Here is a 19077-nt window from a genome sequence, read left to right as displayed (position 1 = left end):
CTCACTCCTCGCGGGGCCCGAACTCGACGCAGCAGTAACCGGAGTGCGGGGCGAGCCTCGCCTCGATGGAGGACGCGCCGAGGCCGTCCACCACACCGGACAGGAAGGCGTGGTTGACCCCGCACACGAGGTCGGGGTCGTCCTGGGCCATCGGGTGGAACGGGCAGTTGCGCAGCCGCAGCCGCGTGGGCTCCTCCCGGTCGGGCTCGAAGCCGTGGCGGTCCAGGACCTCCGCCGCGCGGGTGAGCGCGCGTTCGGTGCCGAGCCGCCCGCCCCGGACGGGACGGCTCTCCGCGGCGCCGAGTGCGCGGCCCCGCTCCCCCGCGGCCCGCAGCGCCGCCTCCTGCCCGCTCTCCGCCGCCCCCTGCCCGCGGACCGCGTCCAGCAGGATGCTCGCGAGCAGCCCGTGCTCGCGCTGCGGGATGCTGACCCGCACGTCGACCCCGGACGGCTCGTACACCTTCGGCGCGCGCCCCACCCGCCGGACGCCCGCCGGGCTCGCGTAGTGGGCGCGCAAGAGCCCCGCCTCGACGAGCTTGTCGAGGTGGAACGCGGCGAGCTTGCGGGAGATCCCGACGCTGGCGGCCGCCTCGTCCCGGGTCACCGGCGCCCTTGCCGAGCGGATGAACGCGTACATGCCGCGCCGCAGGTCGTCACTCAGGATCGCGGCGGCTTCGAGGGGATCCGAGGTCACGGCCCCACCCTAACCCCGACCGACGAAAACACCCAGAACACTGTACGAAATCCAACGACACACCAACAAACTCGCACCCCATTGACTCCGAACCCATAAAACACCAATACTTGTTGGCGAAATAGGAGGCGTCATGGACGACCCGCAGTACCGCGCCAAACAGCCGGTGAGCCCGCTCGCCGGAGGCTACGGCCACCCCCTGCACCCGATCCTCGTGACGGTGCCGATCGGGGCCTGGGTGAGCAGCCTCGTGATCGACGTCGCCGCGCACCTCGGCACCGGCCCGCCCTCCGCCGCCGAGGTCTCGCTGTGGCTCATCGGCCTCGGGATCGCCGGCGCGCTGGCCGCCGCCGCGACCGGCTTCCTGGACCTGCTCGCCATCCCGCCCGGCACCCGCGCCTTCCGCACCGCGCTGAGCCACATGTCCCTGAACCTCGCCGCGACCTTCGCCTACGTGGCCGGTTTCGGCTGGCGGCTCGGGGACGGCGCCGTCTCGCCCGCCCAGACCGCGCTCTCGGCCGCGTCCCTCGCATGCCTGGCCGCGGCGGGGTATCTCGGCGGAAAGCTCGCCTACCGCTACGGCGTCCGCGTGGCCGACGAGAACACACAGGCCGAGGGCTTCGTCCGTCCGTCCCGGAGAACACAGTCTTGACGTCCTCCCCCGTCTGACGTGAAGGCGGGGGATTCCAACCCGGTCCCTACGCAGGCAGGAGAGCAGGTTGAGGTTCGCGGTTCACCGGCCCGCCCAACGGCGTGCCTCCCCGCGCGGCCACCGTGCGTCCCACGGCGGTGTCTTTGATGTTGCGTGCGGCGTTGACGTCGGCGTTGGCCCGGTGCCCGCAGGCCGTGCACTGGAACACCGCTTGGCTCTCGCGGTTGTCCGGGGCGCGGTGCCCGCAGGGGTTGCAGGTCTGCGACGTGTACGCGGGGTCGACCTTGACGACCCGTCCGGGGGCCTTGTGTTCCAGCCGGGCGGCGAGTCGTCCCCAGCCGTTGGCGAGGATGCCCCGATTGAGCCCCGCCTTGGCTCTGACATTCACGCCCGGCGTGTCAAGGGTGCCGCGCGCCGAACGGGTCATGGCGGCCACGTCGAGTTTCTCGACGCCGATGACGTCGAAGCGGCGCGCCAGGCCGGTCGAGGTCTTCTCCACCCAATCTTTGCGGCGGTCGGCCTCACGGGCTTTAAGCCGGGCGATGGCGGCCTTGACCCGGGCGCGGCGGTTCGACCCCGGTTTCGCGCGGGCCAGACGCCGCAGCAGCCGGTTCAACCGCTCCGCCTCACCCGCCGTCAGGCCCGGCACGTTCAGGGTTTCCCCGGTCGACAGCGCGGCCGACACCGCCACACCCCGGTCGACGCCGACCGCCGCACCGTTGCCGGGAGCGGGGACCGGGCCAGGCACGTGCGCGAACGCGACATGCCACCGGCCGGAGCGGTCGCGGGTCACCCGGAACGACTTCACCCCGTCGGGCACCGGGCGGGACCAGCGGAACCGCACCCACCCCACCTTCGGGACCCGCACCTGGCCGTTGCGGCGGTTCAACCGCCGCACCTCCCACGCCCGGCCGCGTGCCCCCACGATCCGGAACCCCTCATGCCGCCCGGCCTTGCGCCAGGTGGGGCGGCGGTGCGTCCCGCCGAAGAAGTTCGCCATCGCCTGCGCGAAATCCTTGAGCGCCTGCTGCTGCACCGTCTGCGACCCGCCCGCCAGCCACGGGTTCGCCGCGCGGGCCTCGGTCAATTGGCGGGCCTGGGCGACGTACCCCGGCGCGGGGCCGCGGCGCGGCGTCCACCACCCGTGCTGCTCCACGGCAAGGTTCCACACGAACCGGGCATGCGCGCAATGCACCAGCAGCCCCGCCTCCTGGGCGGGGGTCGGGCACAACCGGTACCGGGACACGCCCGCACCATACCGACCGCCACCGACAAAACCCGGAGAGTCACCGCGCCGCACCGCCCCCCCCGTTTCCTCCCCGCCCTCAAGGACGGGGTCTCCACGCTGTAGGTATCGGATGAACACGGAGGAACCATGAGCATCGCCGCACTCGTCGCCTGGCTCGTCACCGCGGTCGGCGGCTTCTACATGCTGGGCACCTGGACGGCCCGCGGCGGGGCGAGCCGGGAGGGCTCGTCCCGGCTCCCCGTCCCGGTGATCTTCGGCCACTTCCTGCTCGCCGCGACCGGCCTGGTCGTCTGGGTGGTCTACCTGTTCGCCGACACGAGCGCGCTGGCCTGGACGGCGTTCGCGATCCTCCTGCCGGTGGCGCTGCTGGGCTTCGTCATGTTCGCCCGCGGGCTGGCCGTGACCCGCTCACCGGCCGTCCGCACCACCCAGGGCGCCCCCGGCGCCGCGACGCCGGACACCCCGGCCGAGCACGCCTTCCCCGTCCCGGTCGTCCTGGGCCACGGCCTCTTCGCGGTCGCGACGCTGATCCTGGTCCTCCTCGCCGCCCTCCAGGCGTAGCACCAGGAACCAGATCCCAATCCCCCTTGACGGCGGCATATCGATTTTCGATACTATCGAAGAACGATATGCCGCTGCACGGGGAGCGACCCATGAAGACCACCTCCTGGTGGAGAACACTCGACCGCCACAGCCTGGAAGGGATCATCAGCCTCGGCCTCCTGGGGGTCGGCCTGAGCATCCTCTTCCCGTTCCTGGGCGTGACCGGCCTGATCCCGCCGACGGAGACCCGCGAGGTCCACCTGGACGACCGCGCCCAGGTGACCGCCCCGTCCGCGGACGGGATGACCCTCCAGGGAACCCACCAGGCCGAACTGACCGTGAGCGACCCCGGCCTCCTGGACCGCGTCCTGCTCGTCGGCCCCCAGATCGTCCAGGGCATCCTGGTCCTCGCGATCCTGACCCTCATCATGCAGATCGCCACGACGTTCCGCGCCGACCAGGAGATCTTCGACCGCCGGAACACGCGCCGCCTCTTCGCGGTCGCCGCCACCCTCCTGGTGACCGCCACCTTCGTCCCGGCCTTGGACGTCCTGGCGACGACGGTCCTGGTCTCCGGCACCCCGATGGAACAGGCGGTCGAGATCAGCTACGAACTGTCCGCACTCCCCGTCCTGCTGTCCTTCCTGGCCGCCGGCCTGGCAGGCGCGTTCGGCTACGGCACCCGCCTCCGCGCCGACACCGAGGGCCTGGTCTGATGCCCCCCGAGGACCCCCACCAGATAGAGGTCCACCTGGACCACCTCCTAGAGGAAAGAGGAATGACCCTAACCGACCTCGCCGAACGAGTAGGCGTAACCCCGGTAAACCTCTCCATCCTCAAAAACGGCAGAGCCAAAGCAATCCGCTTCACAACCCTAAGCGCCCTATGCAGAGAACTAAACTGCCAACCAGGCGACCTACTAAGCCACACAAAGCAGTAACCGAAAGCCCCACACAAACCCGCACCCACAAACACACAAAACCAGCCACCACAGCAACCCCGCAACAACCAGAACCACCGCGATCGCGTCCGAAGGCAGGTTTCGAGCGAAGCAAGAAACCTGATCGCGCAGCGAGCCGCTAGGCGAGCCGAAGCGATGCAGCGATCGCAAGCAGCGCCCGCCGAAGGAAGGCGCTCTAGCGCCTGACGCCAAGGGCGATGCAATCAAATACAGCGGGCACCTTCTCCGGATGAAGGTGCCCGCTGTGATTCGGGATCTGCGGGCGAACCGAACCTTTCGGTCCGGGTCAAGGCTTCGCCCGCGGCCCGGGTCTTTCGGTTATGAGGCGCGGGCGACCACTTCCGTTTCTGTGTCGGGGACGGTGGGGGAGGGCTGCGGGCGGCGCGGGTTCATGCCAAGGGCGGTGATGGCTGCGATCACCATGAACCCGCCGACCATCAGCCAGGCGTTCACGTAGGCGTCGTGTGCTTCGGTGTAGCCGATGGGGGCGCCGAGGGCGGCGACGGCGAGGCTGACGCCGAGGACGGTGCCGATCTGCCGGCTCATGTTGACGACGGCGCTGCCGGTGGCGTAGCGGTGCGCGGGCAGGTCGACGGCGGCGGCGGAGAGGATGGTGGGGAGGGCGAGGCCGACGCCGACTCCGCCGATGAGCCAGCCCGGCAGCAGCTCGGTGGTGTAGGCCGGTGCCGGGCCGAGGCTCATCGCGATCAGGGCGACGCCGAAGGCGCAGAGCGTGCACCCGACGGCGGTGATCAGACCGGCGGGGACGCGTGCGGCGGCCATCTTGCCGGCGATGATCGCCATGACCGGGACCATCAGCGGGCCGGGCGCGACGGCGAGCCCGGTCCTGATGGGCGAGTAGTCCCAGATCTGCTGCATCCAGAGGACGCCGAGCAGGAGGTTGGCGGCGAACGCGACGCTGAACAGCAGCACGGTGACGTTCGACCAGGAGAAGGTGCGCACGGCGAGCAGGGACGGCTCGATGACCGGCGCGGGGTGCCGCAGGGAGCGGAGCCAGAACCAGGCGACGGCGAGCAGCGCGGCGCCGACCACGAGGGCGGTCTGCTCGCCCGGCCAGTCGTTGATCTTCACGAGGCCGAGGGCGAGGGCGGCGACGGCGAGGGTGAAGACCGTGGTCCCCGGCAGGTCGGGGATGCGGGCGGTGGCGCCTTCGCGGGAGTCGGGGACGTAGCGCAGCGCGAGCAGCGTCACCGCGATCCCGATCGGGATGTTGATCTCGAAGACCAGGCGCCAGGAGACGTCCACGAGGACGCCGCCGACGACGGGCCCGGCGGCGGCGGCGAGCGCGGCGGAGGCGGACCAGATCCGCACGGCGCCGCCCCGGCGCGCGGCCGGGTAGACCGACAGCAGCAGGCCGAGGCTGGTGGGGATGAGCGCGGCGGCGCCGACGGCCTGCAGGACGCGGAAGCCGACGAGCGACCACAGGTCGGGGGCCATGGCGCACGCCTGGGACGCGGCGGTGAAGACGACGAGCCCGGCGATGAGGACGGGCTTGCGTCCGTACCGGTCGGCGAGGCGGCCGAGGGGGACGAGCAGCGCGGCGAAGACGATCGCGTAGGCGTTGAGGACCCAGGACAGGTCGGCCATGGTCCCGCCGGCGAAGTCGCGTCCGATCTCGTCGAAGGCGACGTTGACGATGAACAGGTCGAGGCCCGCCATGAAGGAGGCGACGGAGAGCACCGCGAGCACCGGCCGTGGGCGTACCTGACTTTGTTCCACCATAGTCAGGGAGGCTAGCGAGCGGGCTGACTTTGGTCAAGCGAAGTCAGCAGGTTTATAGTGGAGGGGTGACAATCGCACTTGAGGGGCACTTCGCCGACCGCGACGCCTGGTCGATGCAGAACTGCCCGGTCGCGAGGACGCTCGCCGCGCTCGGCCCGCCGTCGGCGGTGCTGGTGCTCAGCGAGGCGTACTTCGGGACCAACCGTTTCGGCGACTTCGTCCGCAACCTCGCCATGACCGAGTCGGCCGTGACCGCACGCCTGCGCCACCTCGTCAAGGCCGGCCTGCTCAGCCGGGAGCCCTACCAGGAACCGGGGCAGCGCACGCGCTACGAGTACCACCTGACGAAGATGGGCCAGGACCTCGCGCCCACCCTCGTCGGGCTCATGGAGTGGGGCGAGACCTACCTGCCCGGCGACGAGGGGCGCCAGGTCATGCTCACCCACGCCGGCTGCGGCGCGGCGGTCCAGTCGCAGGTCCGCTGCACGAACGGCCACGACGTCGGCGTGGACGAGATCATCATGGGCCCCCCGCAGCCCGAGGAGGGCCAGAACGGCTAGCCGTCGCGGGTGGGGGCCGGGGTCCGCCAGGCCCGCGGGCTCGTCGAGGACGGGCCGCTGGCGAGCCGCAGCGCGTGCTCGACCAGCGCGACCAGCACCTGCTTGGCCGACACCGTCTGCCGCGCGTCGCACAGCAGCACGGGCACGTGCGGATCGATGTCCAGCGCCATCCTGATCTCCGGCGGGTCGTAGCGGTCGGCGTCGTCGAAGCAGTTGACGGCGACGACGAACGGCGTGCCCTTCTGCTCGAAGTAGTCGATCGACGCGAAGCTCGCCATCAGCCGCCGCGTGTCGGCCAGCACGACCGCGCCGAGCGCCCCGCGCGACAGCTCGTTCCACATGAACCAGAACCGCTCCTGGCCGGGCGTCCCGAACAGGTAGATCGCGACGCCGTCGCGCAGCGTGATCCGGCCGAAGTCCATGGCCACGGTCGTGGTGGTCTTGGACCCGAGCCCGTCGAGGTCGTCGACGCCGATACTCGCGTCGGTCAGCGCCTCCTCCGTCCGCAGCGGCCGGATCTCGCTGACCGCGCCGACCATCGTCGTCTTCCCGACGCCGAACCCGCCGGCGACAAGGATCTTCAACGCGACCCGCGGACCGTCCGCCCGGTCGTCATGCTCCTCGGTGGCGTCGGGCGGGGGGTCAGAGCGCGCGGAGTTCATCGAGCACCCTCCTGAGCAGGTTCTGGTCGGTGTGCGGCTGGACGTACGGCTGGCCGGCCGGTGTGGACCACCGCTGGACGTCCACGAGGCCGGAGTCGAGCAGGTCGCCGACCAGGACCCGGATCACGCCGAGCGGCAGGTCCAGGTCCGAGGCGAGGTCGGCGAGGGCGTGCGGGCGGCGGCAGAGCGCCAGCAGGCGGCGCTGCTGGCGGGACAGCCGGCCGGGTTCGGCGGGCGGCCGGCCGGTCGCGACGAGGATCGCCACGATGTCCAGCGGCTCGCCCGTCGGCTGGGTGCGGCCGCGCGTCACCGCGTAGGGGCGGACGATGGGTCCGGCGGCGGCGTCCAGCCACCGTTCCCGGCCCGGCCCCCTGGGGGCGCCGGGCGTTTCGCTCGGGTCCATCGCGGGTCACCTGTGTCCGGGGCCGGGCCCGCCCTGCCTGATGCCGGTGGACAGCTGCCTCCCGACCCGCTTGACCAGCATGGTCATCTCGTAGGCGACGAGGCCCGCGTTGGCGCCGACCTCGCTGATCAGGGCGAGGCAGCTGTTGGCGCCGGCGGGGACGACGAAGAACAGGCCGTTCTCCATCTCGACGAGCGTCTGCCGGATCTCGCCGGACTCCAGTTGCGGCTTGGCGCCGATCGCGAGGCTGTGGAACCCGGCGGCGAGGGCCGCCAGGTACTCGGCGTCGTCGCGGCCGACGCCGCGGGACATGCCCATGACGAGGCCGTCCCGCGACAGGACGACGACCTTGCGGATCTGCGGCACCCGGTCGACGAGATCGTCGAGGAGAAAGTTCAGCTCGGCCGCGACTTGCTGGGTCATGATCTTCCCTCCATGGCGTCCCCGGGTCCCTCGTCCTCGTCCCTGCCGCGGAGCCAGCCCGCCTGCAGGGAGGCGAACAGGTCGCGGGACGCCTCCGCTGAACGTTCCTCCCAGGCGGCGACGGCGTCGTCCTGGGCCGATGGCGCGGCGAACGGCTGCTCGTCGCGGAGTTGCGGCGCCAGGTTCCCGCCGCGGACGCGGCGCGGAAGCGGGGCCCGCCCGCCGCCCGGCTGCGCCTGGGCCTCGCCGAAGGACGCGGGCGCGCCGTACTGGCCGTACTGCTGCGGCCCCGGCTGCCCGAACTGGCGCGTGGCGTCGAAGGCGGTGCCGGCCTCCCCGTACTGTGCCGGGCCGTACGCGGACGACGGCGGGGTCCCGTACGACGGCGGGGTCTCGGTCCCGTCGTACGACGGCTGCTCCTGGAAGGACGCCGGTGCGTTGAACCCCACCGCCGCGTCGTAACCCGGCTGGTCCGAGCGGGACGCCGGAGTGTCGGACGGCGCGGTGCCCTGCACCTGCGCCGCGTCGTGCGCGGGGTCATGCGCGGGGTCATAGGACGGTGCGGAGGTGTCCCACGACGGTGTGGCGTTGTCCCACATCGTGGGGGACGTGTCCTCGGCCGGTGCGGACGTGTCGAACGGCGTCGGCGCGTTGAGCATCGCCGTGGAGGAGGACGACGACGGCGTCGGCCACGCCTTCGCCGCCCCGTTCGTGGGCGCGGAGCCGTTCTCGTGGACGGGCCTGGCCCGCGCGACGGGAACGTCTCCCGCGACGGCGCCGTCCTCGTCGTCGGGCTGGTCGACGTCCACGATGAGGCGGCGCGGGATCAGCACGACCGCGCTGACGCCTCCGTACAGGGACGGCTGCAGCGCGACCCTGATGCCGTGCCGGCCGGCGAGCCGGGAGACGACGAACAGGCCGAGCCGGTCGGTGACGGCCAGGTCGAACTCGGGCGGCCGCGAGAGCCGCAGGTTGAGCGCGTCGAGTTCGGACTGGTCGAGCCCGATGCCGCGGTCGATGATGTCGACGGCGAACCCGTTGGCGCCCATCTCGCCGCGGACCAGCACCTCGGTGGGCGCGGGCGAGAACACCGTGGCGTTCTCGATCAGCTCGGCGAGCAGGTGGATGATGTCGGCCACGGCCTCGCCGATCACGGCGGCCTGCCCGGACACGACGACGACCTCGACGCGCTTGTAGTCCTCGACCTCGGCGATCGCGGCGCGCAGCACGTCCTCGACGTGCACGGGCTGGCTCCAGCCGCGGCCCGGGGACGTCCCGGACAAAATGACCAGGCCCTCCGCGTGCCGGCGCATGCGGGTGGTGAGGTGGTCGAGGCGGAACAGGTCTTCGAGGGCCTTCGGGTCGGACGCGCTGCGCTCCATCTCGTCCAGCATTCGCAGCTGGCGGTGCAGCAGCGACTGGCTCCGCCACGCGACGTTGAGGAACACGCGGCTGATGCCCTGCCGCAGGTACGACTCGCGGACGGCGGTGTCGATCGCGGTGTGCTGCACCTTGGTGAACGCGTCGCCGACCCTCGCGACCTCGCGGGTCTTGCCGATGACGAGCGGTGGCGCCTCGGCCTCGACGTCGACCTCCTCGCCGCGCCTCAGCCGGGCGACGACGCTGGGCAGCCGGTCCTCGGCGAGGTTCAGCGCGGCGCGCTGCAGGCCGCGCAGCTCCCGGGACAGGCTGCGCGCCGCCAGCAGCGACAGGATGATCGACCCGACGACCGCGAGCAGCCCGAACCCGCCGGCGAGGACGAGCCGCATGATGATCTGCTCGCCGATCGGCTCGGCCATCTCGTTGAGCGCGAGGCTCGCCTGGGTGACCTGCTGCGCCCACGCCTCCGACAGCAGCTGGGTCGTGGCCTGCCACTGCGCCGCCTCGGCGGGCAGCCGGTCGTCGCGGACCTGGACGATCGCCGTCTCGGCCGCGCGGAACCGCTTGTACTCGTCGGATGCGGCGAGCTTCTGCAGCGGCCCGCGGAGCTCGTCGTTGAGGTCGGCGAGGCCCGCCTCGAACTGCCGCCGCCCTTCCGCCGCCCACTGCACGAACGCGGTGTGCTCGGCCGGGGTGAGCCGCCCGTTGCGCGCCATCGCGGCGGTGACGAGCGAGTCCTGGCGGAGCATGTTGGCGCGGGCGTTGCCGACGCTGATCAGCGCGCGGCCCTGCGTGACGATCGCGACGTCGTTGACCGTCACCAGGCCGTTGAAGACCTTGATGACCTCGTCGAGGACGGCGCTGTAGGCGTTGATGACCTTCAGCGGCTCGACGTCGCCGGAGTCGACTTCGGCGCGCAGCTGCGGCAGCGTGTCCAGCGCCTTGAGCGCGGTGGCGAGCCGCTCCTTCGTCTCGGGTTCGGCGGCGTCGCGGGCCTCGGGCGACAGGGCGGTCGAGCGGAACGACTTCTCGATGCCGCTGACGCGCTGCCGCAGCCCGGCGAGCTTCTTCTGGGCCCCGGCGTCGCCGGTGGCGAGCGCGACGACGCTGAGGGAGCGTTCCGCCTGGAGGTGGTTCACCAGGTAGATGCCAGGAAGCCCCACTTTGTCGTAGGTGGTGGAGAAGTCGTACTTGTCGAACGCGTCACCGAGGGTGATGTTCGCGGCGAACGCCCACAGGGCGATGAGGGAGACCAGCGGCACCAGCAGCAGGGCCGTGATCCGCAGGCGGATGGACCGCCTGCGGCGTCCCTTGCGGCCGGACGGGTGGTCCGGTGGCTTGCTTCTCGCGGCGGCCGCGTGGGGGTCCGCCTGCCGACCTTCGGCGACCATTCAGATCACAACCTCATGCGGGGAACGGACCGCGGTTCCGGCCCGTGCTCGGTCACTTCGTCTTCGTCTGCGCTCGCGCACGCCCGTTTCCGGGCATGCGCTCGCCGCTCGTGCGGTGCTCGTGCGCCGTGCTCTCGCTCATGCCGTGCCGTGCTCGGTCCCGCGCCGGCCCCGCGGGCACGGTTCAGGACCGGGCCTCGTCCAGGGCCGCGCGCGCCACCAGCCCGCGCAGCCGGCTCGTGATCATCGAGACCGCCTGCGCGTGCCCGCGCACCGCCTTGTCGCGCGTCGTGTACTGCCCGATGTCGGCGTGCATCGTGGTGTCGGACACGATCGTCTGCCACAGCAGCGGCCGCCCGTTGGCGGCCAGCCCGAGGTCGATCACGGTGAACCAGGTCGAGACGACCACCGTGACGGCGCCGACGCGGATGACGTCCTGCGCGAGCAGGCGTCCTCGCACGTCCAGCAGCAGCCGCTGGGCCTCCTCGGCCGTGGCGCGGCTCCCGTCCGAGCGGTAGTAGTCACCGGACATGGCGCGCCTCCCATCGCTGAACCGGGGATCTGCGAGGGGACGGCTCAGTGTCCGGGGTGCTCGTCCCGTGGCCAGGCCCGCACCTCGCACCACACCGACTTGCCGGAGGGCGTGTGGTCGGTGCCGTGCCGTTCCGCCAGGACCGCGACGAGGAACCAGCCCCGTCCCGTCTCCTCCATGAGGTCGACGGGGCGCGGCCGCGGCACCGCGGCGCTCTCGTCGTGGACCTCGATGCGGAGCCTGGTGCCCGTGCGGAGCAGTTTCAGGATGAGCGCGGAGCCGGGGACCGGCGCGTGCCGGACGGCGTTGGTGACCAGTTCGGAGACCAGGACCTCGGCGTCGTCGGCGATGTGGCCGACGCCGGAGACGGTGCTCACCGACCGGCTGAAGCGCCGCGCATGGGGCACGGACTCCCGTTCGGCGGGCAGGGTCAGTTCGCCCAGCAGTGACGCGGTGGGCTCGTCGAGTGCGCGGAGGTCGTGGGCCGCCGTTCCGTTGGTCGCGGGACCGTGGGTCGGGGTGCCGTTGGATGGGGCCGGGGCCAGGGTGCTAGGGAGTTCGATGGTGTGGTGATCGCCCGACATGATGGACGCCTCCTTGACTAAGGCGTGTTGTCCCGATCCAGCCCTGCCGGGGTGCGGAGCTGGGGAGGGCGCGGGGGGTTGGTGCGTGTGCCGCCGCCGTTCGGGCATGCGGCGGCACGGTGTTCGAGGTGGTGCGGGCCGCCGTTGTGCAGTGCATTCCGGTCATGACGGCTCGCCCCCCTCGGCCTGTGTGCCCGCCCGGGCTCGCAGCAGCCGGGCGGTACTGGTGAACCACTCGTAGTTCTCCTGCTCGAAGCGCAGGCCGCGCAGGCATGTCAGGTACGGCCCCACGGGGTTTCCGGTCCGCAGGAACGCCTCCTCGTCCAGGTCGCCGCGCAGGTGCTTCAGGGTGCGTTCGAAGACCTCGACCTTGGCGGCGGACGCCACGGCCCGGTCCTCCAATTGCGCGATGACGGACTCGGCTGAGATGTGGTCCACGGCCTGGACCATGACGAGCAGGTTCTCTCGGATGATTCCTGGTTTGGCGGGGGACGTCGCGAACCGCTCGAGCTCGTCGACGCCGGCCTGCGTGACGGTGTACACCCGCTTGTTGGGGCGGTCGTGCTGGATGATCTGCCGTCCGCTGATCAGACCTTCGGTCTCCAACCTCGACAGCTCCGAATAGAGCTGCTGCGGTACGGCATGCCAGAAGTTGGAGACCGACAAATCGAAGATCTTGGCCAGCTGGTAGCCGCTGTACTCGCCATCGAGCAGCGCCGCCAGCACCGCGTGACGTAGCGCCATCGGCTTCTCTCCCCGCCTTGACTCAGGGTTGTGCCGACGGTAGCAGACAACGACATGATTAGTCATGCTTTTGACTAGGTTTGGTTATGGTCATTTTTCCGGTTCACCGAAACTCCCAGGCCGGCCGGTCACACGTGCGTCCGGGACGGCCCGGCGACGCCCGGTTCGAGGTCCCGGGCGAGCTCGGTGACCTCCCCGGCGAGGTACGCGCGCCGGGTGAGGAGGCGCTGCAGCTTGCCGCTGGTCGTCCGCCGCACCGTGCCCCGCCCGGTCAGCACGACGCTCAGCGCGGGCAGCTCGAACGCGCGGGCCGCGCGGGTCTTGATGAGGGACGCCACCTCGTCCAGCGGCGTCCCGGCCGCGGCCCTGGTGCTGATCTCCTGGACGAGGACGACGTGCTCGACCCCGTCGTCCCGCCCGCCCGCCGGGTCGACGACGAACGCCGCGCCGGTGAGGGCGGCGGGATGCGCGTCCCGGGCGGCCTCCTCGATGTCGTGGGCGTAGATGTTGCGCCCGTTGACGATGATGAGGTCCTTGATCCGCCCGGTGACGTACAGCTCGCCGTCCGCGACGAAGCCCAGATCGCCCGTCCGGAGGTAGGGGCCCTCCCCGTCGGCGGTGCGGGCCTGGAAGCCCTCACGCGTCTCCTGAGGGCTCCTCCAGTACCCGCTGGCGACGCTGCCGCCGCCGACCCAGATCTCCCCCACGTGCCCCTCCGGGCGCTCCTTGAGGGTCACCGGGTCGACCACGCGGACGTCCAGCGTGACGGGGCGGCCGCTGCTCACCAGCCGCCGCACCCCTCCCTCCTCCCCGGAGGGCCCGTCCCGGGGGACGGCGGTGTCAACGGGGACGGCGGTGTCGCGGGTGAGGGCGGCGGCGTCGAAGTCGCGGATGACGGGCCCGTCGCCGACGGGGGCGGCGGTGATGAGGAGGGTCGTCTCGGCCATCCCGTAGCACGGCATCCACATCTCGGGACGGAAGCCGACCGGCGCGAACCGCTCGGTCATCCGCTCCAGCGTCGCCGCGCGGACCGGCTCCGCGCCGTTCTTCGCCACCCGCAGGGACGACAGGTCGAGGCCCTCCAGCTGGCTGTCGGTGACGCGGCGCAGCGCCAGGTCGTAGCCGAAGTTCGGCGCCACCGTGATCGTGCCGCGGTAGCGGGTGATGAGCTCCAGCCACAGCACCGGGCGCTTGATGAACGTGATCGGCGAGGTGAACACGTAGCGGCAGCCGAGGTAGAGCGGTTGGAGGAACTGCCCCACCAGGCCCATGTCGTGGTAGTGCGGCACCCAGCCGACGCCGACCGTGTCGGGCGACCCCTCGATCCGCCGCTTGATCTCCTCGCCGTTGCCGAGCAGGTTGCCGTGGGTGACCATGACGCCCTTCGGCTCGCTGGTGGAGCCGGAGGTGTACTGCAGGAAGGCCAGCGTCTCGGGACCGAACTCGGGAGGCGCCCAGTCCCCCGGGTCGAGGCCCTCGCCGTCCCCTGCCGCGGTGTCGAGGCAGTGGACGCGTCCCTTCAGGCCCCCGCCGGCGAGCCATCCGTCGATCGTGTCGCGGTGGGCGGTGTCGGTGAGGATCAGCGTGATGTCGGCGTCGTCGATGATCCGGCGGGTGCGTCCGAACCGTTCCGCGTCCAGGTCGGGCAGGGGTGCCGGGACGGCGACGACCCGCGCGTACAGGCACCCCAGGAACGCCGTCAGGAACTCCAGCCCTTCCGGATACAGCAACAGGACGGCCCTGTCCCGTAAACCGCGCGCCTCCAGCCGGCAGGCCAGCGCGCGGGCCTTGCGGTCGAGTTCGGCGAACCCGAGCACGTTCTCCTTGTACTTGCGGCCCGGTTCCTCACTGATGAACGTGAACGACCGGCCGTCGCCCTGCTCCCGGATGTTCTCCCGGACGAGCGACACGAAATCCCTGTGCGAGCGCATAGGCCATCACTCGTCTTCGGCCAGGGAAAGCAAGGAGAACCAGCGCCGCTCGTCGGAGACGCGGAACATCGCTGCCTCAAGCGAAGGGAGGAACTCCTCCGACAGGATGGTGTCGGGCTGGGCGCGTTGCAGCAGGCGTTGCAGGCACAGCACGAGCCACTGCCCGTCGGCGAAGGCCCCGCCGAACGCGTGCCTGTTGTGCAGCCACGTCAGGGCGCACGACATCATCGCGTGCAGCTCGCAGTACCGCTTCGCCCGTGCCAAGGCCGCCACTGATCCCGTGTCGCCCTCGCTGGCCCGGATGCCCTGGTCCACCTTGGCCCGCAGCCCACCGATGCTGGACATCAGGTCCTTCAGCTCTGCCGCGACCCCAGGCGCCGCGTGCGCGTTCGCCGCCGACAGCAGTTCCTCGGAGATCTGCTCGAACCGCTGCCCGATCTCGTCGCGGCCCTCGTTGGTGAGCTGCAGCATCCGGCCGTCGGGTTCCCAGGTGGGGGGCGTGCGCGTCCAGCAGAACAGGTCGGCGAGCAGCTCGTCCTCGTGGCCCGTCTCCTCCGGCGGCTCGATCAGGTACGGCAGCTGCCCGGCGACGTTGGCGAGGTTGACGTGCGTGGTGCCCTCGAAGATGCTCGCGATCGCGTGGTCGCGCTGGAGCTTCTGGAACACCCCGTGCGCCACGCCCTCGCGCAGGTAGCCGCGCGCCGCCAGCACCGTCCCGATGCTGGCCACGACCTCCTCCCCCAGGACGGGGACGAAGTACTTCACGATCGACGACCACAGGCTGAGCCGCCCCGGCGCGACCGTGAGGCTGCGCGTCACCGGGATCGCGACGCACTCGGCGATCAGCAGGTCCAGGTGCGTCTTGACCAGGTGGTCGCGGATCACGGGGATCTTGTAGATGTCCGACCCGTACAGCGTGCGCTCGCGCGAGTACCGCATCCCGATGCGGACCACCGCGTCCATCGTGCCGACCGACAGCGCCGCGATCGCCGTCCGGGTGATCTGCAGCGTCTTCAGCGTCTGCACGAGCCCGGAGCCGCGCCGCCCGATCACCCGCTCCGCCGGGACTCGGGCGCCGACGAACATCACGCCGCTCAGGTCGTGGCCGCGCAGCCCCACCGTCCGGACCGGCGGCAGCGCCGTCCACATGTCCGGTTCGAGCTCCTGCTTGTCGACCAGGATGAGCGAGAAGTCACGCGGGCCCGTCTTGGCGTAGGTGGTGACGAACCGGCCGCGCGTGGCGTTGCCGACCGGCCACTTCGTCCCGGTCAGCAGCAGCTCGTCGCCCTGGACCTCGGCCTCCGACTCCGACGCCATGACGTCGCTGCCGTGGTCGGCCTCCGAGACGCCGAAGCACGCCAGGTCGCCGTTCAGCACCCCGTCCGCCACGGTCCTGCGCTGCCACCCGTCCCCCCACAGCCAGACCGGGTTCACCGCCAGCAGCCCCGACCCGTACATCACCGCGACGGTGACGCTGCGGCGGGAGATGCCGCGCGTGACGAAGAAGAGGTCCTCCAGGGTCGTCAACCGGCCGCCGAGCCCGGCGGGCACCAGGTACTTCGGGAAACCCCAGGACCGGACGGCGTCGACCGCGCCCGCCGGCAGCTCGTCGCGCTCCTCGGCCTCAACGATCGCCTTGTAGGAGAACGGCCCGGACTCCTCGTCCATCGGGTCGCCCAGATAGCCGTCCAGATCAGCGGCGACCCGGTGCGCCGGTGACAACTCACCCCACCAGACCCTGGACCGCACGTCCCCCGGGGCGGGCTCGTCGGCACCGGCCGCACCCCGGGCGGGCACGGATTCCGCCGGGTTCACGGGGTCCACCGAATCCACAGGGTCCGCCGAGTTCTCAGTGTCCGCCGGATTCATGGGGTCCGCCGGATTCATGGGGTCCGCCGAGTTCATGGGGTCCGGGGACTTCAAGGGCTCCGCCGAAACCACGGGCGGCCTGGGGGGCTCGGGCTTCGCGGAGGTCGCGGGGACGTCAGGGGTTGCGGTAGCGGGGTGTGTCGCGCGTGCGGGGACCTTACTGTCCATCTCTTTCTCGACTCCCTATAGGTGGGCGGTGCCGGACGGGCCCCCCGGTCCCTCCGCCGCCTCCATCCGCCGCCCCACCGCCCGCGCGAGCGTCATCGCCGCGGGCAGGGGGCGGACCATCACGGTCAAGCCGGTGACGAGACCGTTGTCGCCGAACCGGAGCAGATCGAGCCCCTGGACGGCCTTGCCCATCACCCGGGCGTTGAAGATCAGCGCCTGGGCCGGCGCGTCGGGCCGGCCGGCGCTGATGAGCTCGTCGGTGTAGTGGAAGTCCTCGAAGACCTCCAGCAGCACACCGAGGAGCGCGGCGACGGAGTCGCGGCCGTGGTAGGGCTTCACCATCACCGGGCTGTGGAACTCGATGCCAGGGTCGAGCGAGCCGGTGATCGCGGAGAGGTCCTTGGCCTCCACCGCCTTTCGGAACGTTCCGGGAACCGTCACCTGAGCTGCTCCCTTCACTTGCCGTGGTCGGGGTCAGTTCACCGTCCGGGGCGGGACGATGTCGGCGGGGGGCGCGCTCTCAGCGGAACCGGGCGCGGGATCGGGTGCGGGCGAAGTCGTAGTGGCGGGGGTCGTAGTGGCGGGGCTCGTAGTGGCGGGGCTCGTAGTGGCGGGGCTCGTAGTGGCGGGGCTCGTAGTGGCGGGGCTCGTAGTGGCGGGGGTCGTGGTGGCGGGGACGGGGGTCGCGGCGCGGGCGAGGTCCTCGGCCCAGGCCCGGTAGCCGGCGGGCGACGGGTGGAAGCCGTCGCTCGCGAACAGCCGCCGGTCGCGCGCCATCGCCTCGTCCATCGGGGCGTGGACGGCGCCGCGCGACCGGGCCGCGTCGCGCATGATCCGGTCCATGAGCCGGGCCCGCGCGCCGAGGACGAGCCGCAGCGGCTGCGGGATCGCCGGGAACCGGTGCACGGGCGGCATCCCCGCGACGACCAGCGTCGCGTGCGCGTACCTGCCCTGCAGCGCGGCGATGAGCCGGGACACGTCGTCCGTCCACCGCCGCAGCGGGCGCCCCCGGATCAGGTCGTTGATCCCGACGGTCACGACCACGAGGTCCGCGCCCGGTCCCCCGGACGCGCCGCCGGGCGGCGCGCCCCCGGGGGGCGTGCCGTTACCGGAGGTGCCGTTGCCGGACGCGTCTTTGCCGGACATGTCCGTGCCGGGGGCGCCGTTCGGTACGAGGCCGGTCGCGACCCGGTGGGCCGTGGCGCCGTTCTCGCCGTTGACCGACCAGGACACGCTGCGCCGCAGGCGTTCCCGCAGCGCCTCGGCCAGGAAGCCCGGCAGGGCCTGCGCGTGCCGGGACGCGCCGACCCCCACCGCGGTGGACTCCCCGATCACGACGACCCGGTAGGCGGGTCCGGCGCCGGGGTCGGTGCCGGGGGCGAAGCCGTGCTCGTCACCGGACGCGGGTGCGAGCCGGGGCGTGCGCCGGGCCGTCCGCCAAGCCTGCACGGCGAGGACCGGCGCGAGCGGAATCAGCAACATCGACTGGGGGACTCGGGCGAAGGTGAATGGTCTCTTCATCTCAATCCCAGACTTGTGCGGTTCGGCCCCCGAGCTCATATCGCCCGCTCGCGGAGCAGGCTTCGTGCGAAGTTCGCGATCACCTCCGCGACATAAGCGTGCCCGCGCGGGTTCAGATGGATTCCGTCGGCGCTCCACATCGCGGGATCGGCGACCTTGTCCACCGTTTCTCGCGCGGGAAACGGTATTCCGAACTCGCGCGTCGCACGGGCGAGCTCCTCGTTGAAGTCGTGAATGCGCTGCACCGTTCGCTTCTTGCGGAACTGCGACATCGGGGACAGGTCGAGCAGCGGCGGCCGCGGCACCGGGATCGCGAGCGCGATCGCGTCGCGCGAGCGGGCCCAGCCGAACAGCTCGGTCAGCCGGGCCGCGGCGGCCGGCCGCTCGAACCCGCGCAGCGCGTCGTTCATCCCGCAGCCGAGCACGACGAGCCTCGGCCGCAGGTCCCGGACGGCGGGCAGCTGGGTGCCGACCACGTCCTCGATCGTCGCGCCCGGGTCGGAGACGTTGAGCATCTCCTCGCGGGAAACGTCCAGCTCACGGGCCAGCCGACCGGCCCAGCCGAGCCACCCGCCGGCCGGGTCCGGGTCGTTCTGCCCCTCGGCGACGCTGTCGCCGAGCACCACCATGACGGGCCCGCCGCCCGGCCGGTCGGCCATCACGCGACGAGTTCGAGCAGGTAGTCGGTGAGGGCCGTCACCGTCTCCCGGCGCCGCGCCTCGGCCACGTCGACCTCGACCTGGAGATGGTCTTCGATGTCGCTGATGATGCTGATGGCGTAGACGGAGTCCACGCCATACCGCGCCAGTTCGACACCTGGATCGATGTTTTCAGCAGGCCGGTCGAGGTAGAAGGCGATCCTGTCAAGAAGCCACGATTGCAGCTCGTCGTGGGAAATTGTTTCCGATCTGGTCACCGCATTCCTCCTTATGTCAGAGGATCATCGAATCAATCGCGATAGCTATCGGAAGACGAGCAACACGCAAGATACCGGCAAATAGACGATGTGTCTCAGATCCCCATGTGAACGATCGGACACAACCATGTCTCTGTTTCGTAAATTAAGT

At 71.3% G+C, this 19077-nt stretch carries 21 protein-coding genes; 5 read left to right on the top strand and 16 right to left on the bottom strand.

Going from position 1 to position 19077, the window contains the following annotated elements; translation table 11 throughout:
• Position 1: 1 nt before the first annotated feature.
• On the bottom strand, positions 2 to 694 hold the full coding sequence (locus tag IEZ03_RS11525; RefSeq protein WP_184888402.1) for a helix-turn-helix transcriptional regulator: 693 nt from the start codon (positions 692 to 694) through the stop codon (positions 2 to 4).
• Between the two features lie 133 nt (positions 695 to 827).
• Here IEZ03_RS11525 and IEZ03_RS11520 point away from each other — a divergent pair, with 133 nt between their 5' ends.
• Positions 828 to 1346: a DUF2231 domain-containing protein gene (locus tag IEZ03_RS11520; protein WP_184888404.1), complete on the top strand. Its 519-nt coding sequence runs from the start codon at positions 828 to 830 to the stop codon at positions 1344 to 1346.
• 46 nt (positions 1347 to 1392) lie between these two features.
• Here the strand turns inward: IEZ03_RS11520 and IEZ03_RS11515 are convergent, their stop codons facing one another.
• Positions 1393 to 2592, bottom strand: coding sequence for an RNA-guided endonuclease InsQ/TnpB family protein (locus IEZ03_RS11515; protein WP_184888406.1), 1200 nt, complete (start codon positions 2590 to 2592; stop codon positions 1393 to 1395).
• Positions 2593 to 2721: 129 nt separating this feature from the next.
• Here IEZ03_RS11515 and IEZ03_RS11510 point away from each other — a divergent pair, with 129 nt between their 5' ends.
• The 3 genes from IEZ03_RS11510 to IEZ03_RS11500 all read left to right on the top strand — a co-directional run bounded on the left by IEZ03_RS11510 (position 2722) and on the right by IEZ03_RS11500 (position 4078).
• The gene (locus IEZ03_RS11510; protein ID WP_184888408.1) at positions 2722 to 3156 is read left to right on the top strand and encodes a hypothetical protein; all 435 of its coding nucleotides are present in this window, start codon (positions 2722 to 2724) and stop codon (positions 3154 to 3156) included.
• 92 nt (positions 3157 to 3248) lie between these two features.
• Positions 3249 to 3854, top strand: coding sequence for a DUF2975 domain-containing protein (locus IEZ03_RS11505; RefSeq protein ID WP_184888410.1), 606 nt, complete (start codon positions 3249 to 3251; stop codon positions 3852 to 3854).
• The gene (locus tag IEZ03_RS11500; RefSeq protein ID WP_184888412.1) at positions 3854 to 4078 is read left to right on the top strand and encodes a helix-turn-helix domain-containing protein; all 225 of its coding nucleotides are present in this window, start codon (positions 3854 to 3856) and stop codon (positions 4076 to 4078) included. The genes IEZ03_RS11505 and IEZ03_RS11500 overlap by 1 nt, the downstream gene beginning before the upstream one ends.
• Before the next feature lie 339 nt (positions 4079 to 4417).
• Here IEZ03_RS11500 and IEZ03_RS11495 read toward each other — a convergent pair whose 3' ends face one another.
• Positions 4418 to 5842: an MFS transporter gene (locus tag IEZ03_RS11495; RefSeq protein WP_184888414.1), complete on the bottom strand. Its 1425-nt coding sequence runs from the start codon at positions 5840 to 5842 to the stop codon at positions 4418 to 4420.
• 65 nt (positions 5843 to 5907) lie between these two features.
• Between IEZ03_RS11495 and IEZ03_RS11490 the strand changes: the two genes are divergently transcribed.
• Complete coding sequence (locus IEZ03_RS11490) at positions 5908 to 6402, top strand: winged helix-turn-helix transcriptional regulator (protein ID WP_207946022.1); 495 nt, start codon at positions 5908 to 5910, stop codon at positions 6400 to 6402.
• On the opposite strand, the gene IEZ03_RS11485 is transcribed toward IEZ03_RS11490, so the two are convergent.
• From IEZ03_RS11485 to IEZ03_RS11425, 13 genes are all read right to left on the bottom strand, one after another.
• The gene (locus tag IEZ03_RS11485; RefSeq protein ID WP_132053176.1) at positions 6399 to 7064 is read right to left on the bottom strand and encodes a GTP-binding protein; all 666 of its coding nucleotides are present in this window, start codon (positions 7062 to 7064) and stop codon (positions 6399 to 6401) included. The genes IEZ03_RS11490 and IEZ03_RS11485 overlap by 4 nt on opposite strands.
• Positions 7045 to 7467, bottom strand: coding sequence for a DUF742 domain-containing protein (locus tag IEZ03_RS11480; RefSeq protein WP_132053178.1), 423 nt, complete (start codon positions 7465 to 7467; stop codon positions 7045 to 7047). The genes IEZ03_RS11485 and IEZ03_RS11480 overlap by 20 nt, the downstream gene beginning before the upstream one ends.
• Before the next feature lie 6 nt (positions 7468 to 7473).
• Complete coding sequence (locus IEZ03_RS11475) at positions 7474 to 7890, bottom strand: roadblock/LC7 domain-containing protein (protein ID WP_184888416.1); 417 nt, start codon at positions 7888 to 7890, stop codon at positions 7474 to 7476.
• Positions 7887 to 10661 carry a sensor histidine kinase gene (locus IEZ03_RS11470; RefSeq protein ID WP_184888418.1) on the bottom strand — a complete coding sequence of 925 codons (2775 nt, stop codon included), beginning with the start codon at positions 10659 to 10661 and terminating at the stop codon, positions 7887 to 7889. Before IEZ03_RS11470 ends, IEZ03_RS11475 begins: the two co-directional genes overlap by 4 nt.
• A 184-nt stretch (positions 10662 to 10845) precedes the next feature.
• Entirely contained in the window at positions 10846 to 11193 is a 348-nt protein-coding gene (locus IEZ03_RS11465; RefSeq protein ID WP_131988491.1) for a hypothetical protein, read from the bottom strand.
• Between the two features lie 44 nt (positions 11194 to 11237).
• Positions 11238 to 11777, bottom strand: a complete 540-nt coding sequence (locus IEZ03_RS11460; protein ID WP_184888420.1) for an ATP-binding protein — start codon at positions 11775 to 11777, stop codon at positions 11238 to 11240.
• Between the two features lie 162 nt (positions 11778 to 11939).
• Complete coding sequence (locus tag IEZ03_RS11455; RefSeq protein WP_131988527.1) at positions 11940 to 12521, bottom strand: PadR family transcriptional regulator; 582 nt, start codon at positions 12519 to 12521, stop codon at positions 11940 to 11942.
• A 128-nt stretch (positions 12522 to 12649) separates the two neighbouring features.
• Complete coding sequence (locus IEZ03_RS11450; RefSeq protein WP_184888422.1) at positions 12650 to 14452, bottom strand: fatty acyl-AMP ligase; 1803 nt, start codon at positions 14450 to 14452, stop codon at positions 12650 to 12652.
• A gap of 6 nt (positions 14453 to 14458) precedes the next feature.
• Complete coding sequence (locus tag IEZ03_RS11445; RefSeq protein WP_221480882.1) at positions 14459 to 16267, bottom strand: acyl-CoA dehydrogenase family protein; 1809 nt, start codon at positions 16265 to 16267, stop codon at positions 14459 to 14461.
• Between the two features lie 237 nt (positions 16268 to 16504).
• Positions 16505 to 16930 carry a nuclear transport factor 2 family protein gene (locus IEZ03_RS11440; protein WP_184888427.1) on the bottom strand — a complete coding sequence of 142 codons (426 nt, stop codon included), beginning with the start codon at positions 16928 to 16930 and terminating at the stop codon, positions 16505 to 16507.
• Positions 16931 to 16963: 33 nt separating this feature from the next.
• Positions 16964 to 17971: an SGNH/GDSL hydrolase family protein gene (locus IEZ03_RS11435; protein ID WP_184888428.1), complete on the bottom strand. Its 1008-nt coding sequence runs from the start codon at positions 17969 to 17971 to the stop codon at positions 16964 to 16966.
• Positions 17972 to 18045: 74 nt separating this feature from the next.
• Complete coding sequence (locus IEZ03_RS11430; RefSeq protein WP_184888430.1) at positions 18046 to 18669, bottom strand: SGNH/GDSL hydrolase family protein; 624 nt, start codon at positions 18667 to 18669, stop codon at positions 18046 to 18048.
• Positions 18669 to 18926, bottom strand: coding sequence for an acyl carrier protein (locus IEZ03_RS11425; RefSeq protein ID WP_131954036.1), 258 nt, complete (start codon positions 18924 to 18926; stop codon positions 18669 to 18671). Before IEZ03_RS11425 ends, IEZ03_RS11430 begins: the two co-directional genes overlap by 1 nt.
• Between the last annotated feature and the right edge of the window lie 151 nt (positions 18927 to 19077).

It is taken from the genome of Actinomadura livida (assembly GCF_014648675.1).
In the GTDB taxonomy this organism is placed as follows: Bacteria; Actinomycetota; Actinomycetes; order Streptosporangiales; family Streptosporangiaceae; genus Spirillospora; species Spirillospora livida.
Note: the sequence above shows the minus strand (reverse complement) of the source record. Positions and strands in the feature narration are given on the sequence as shown.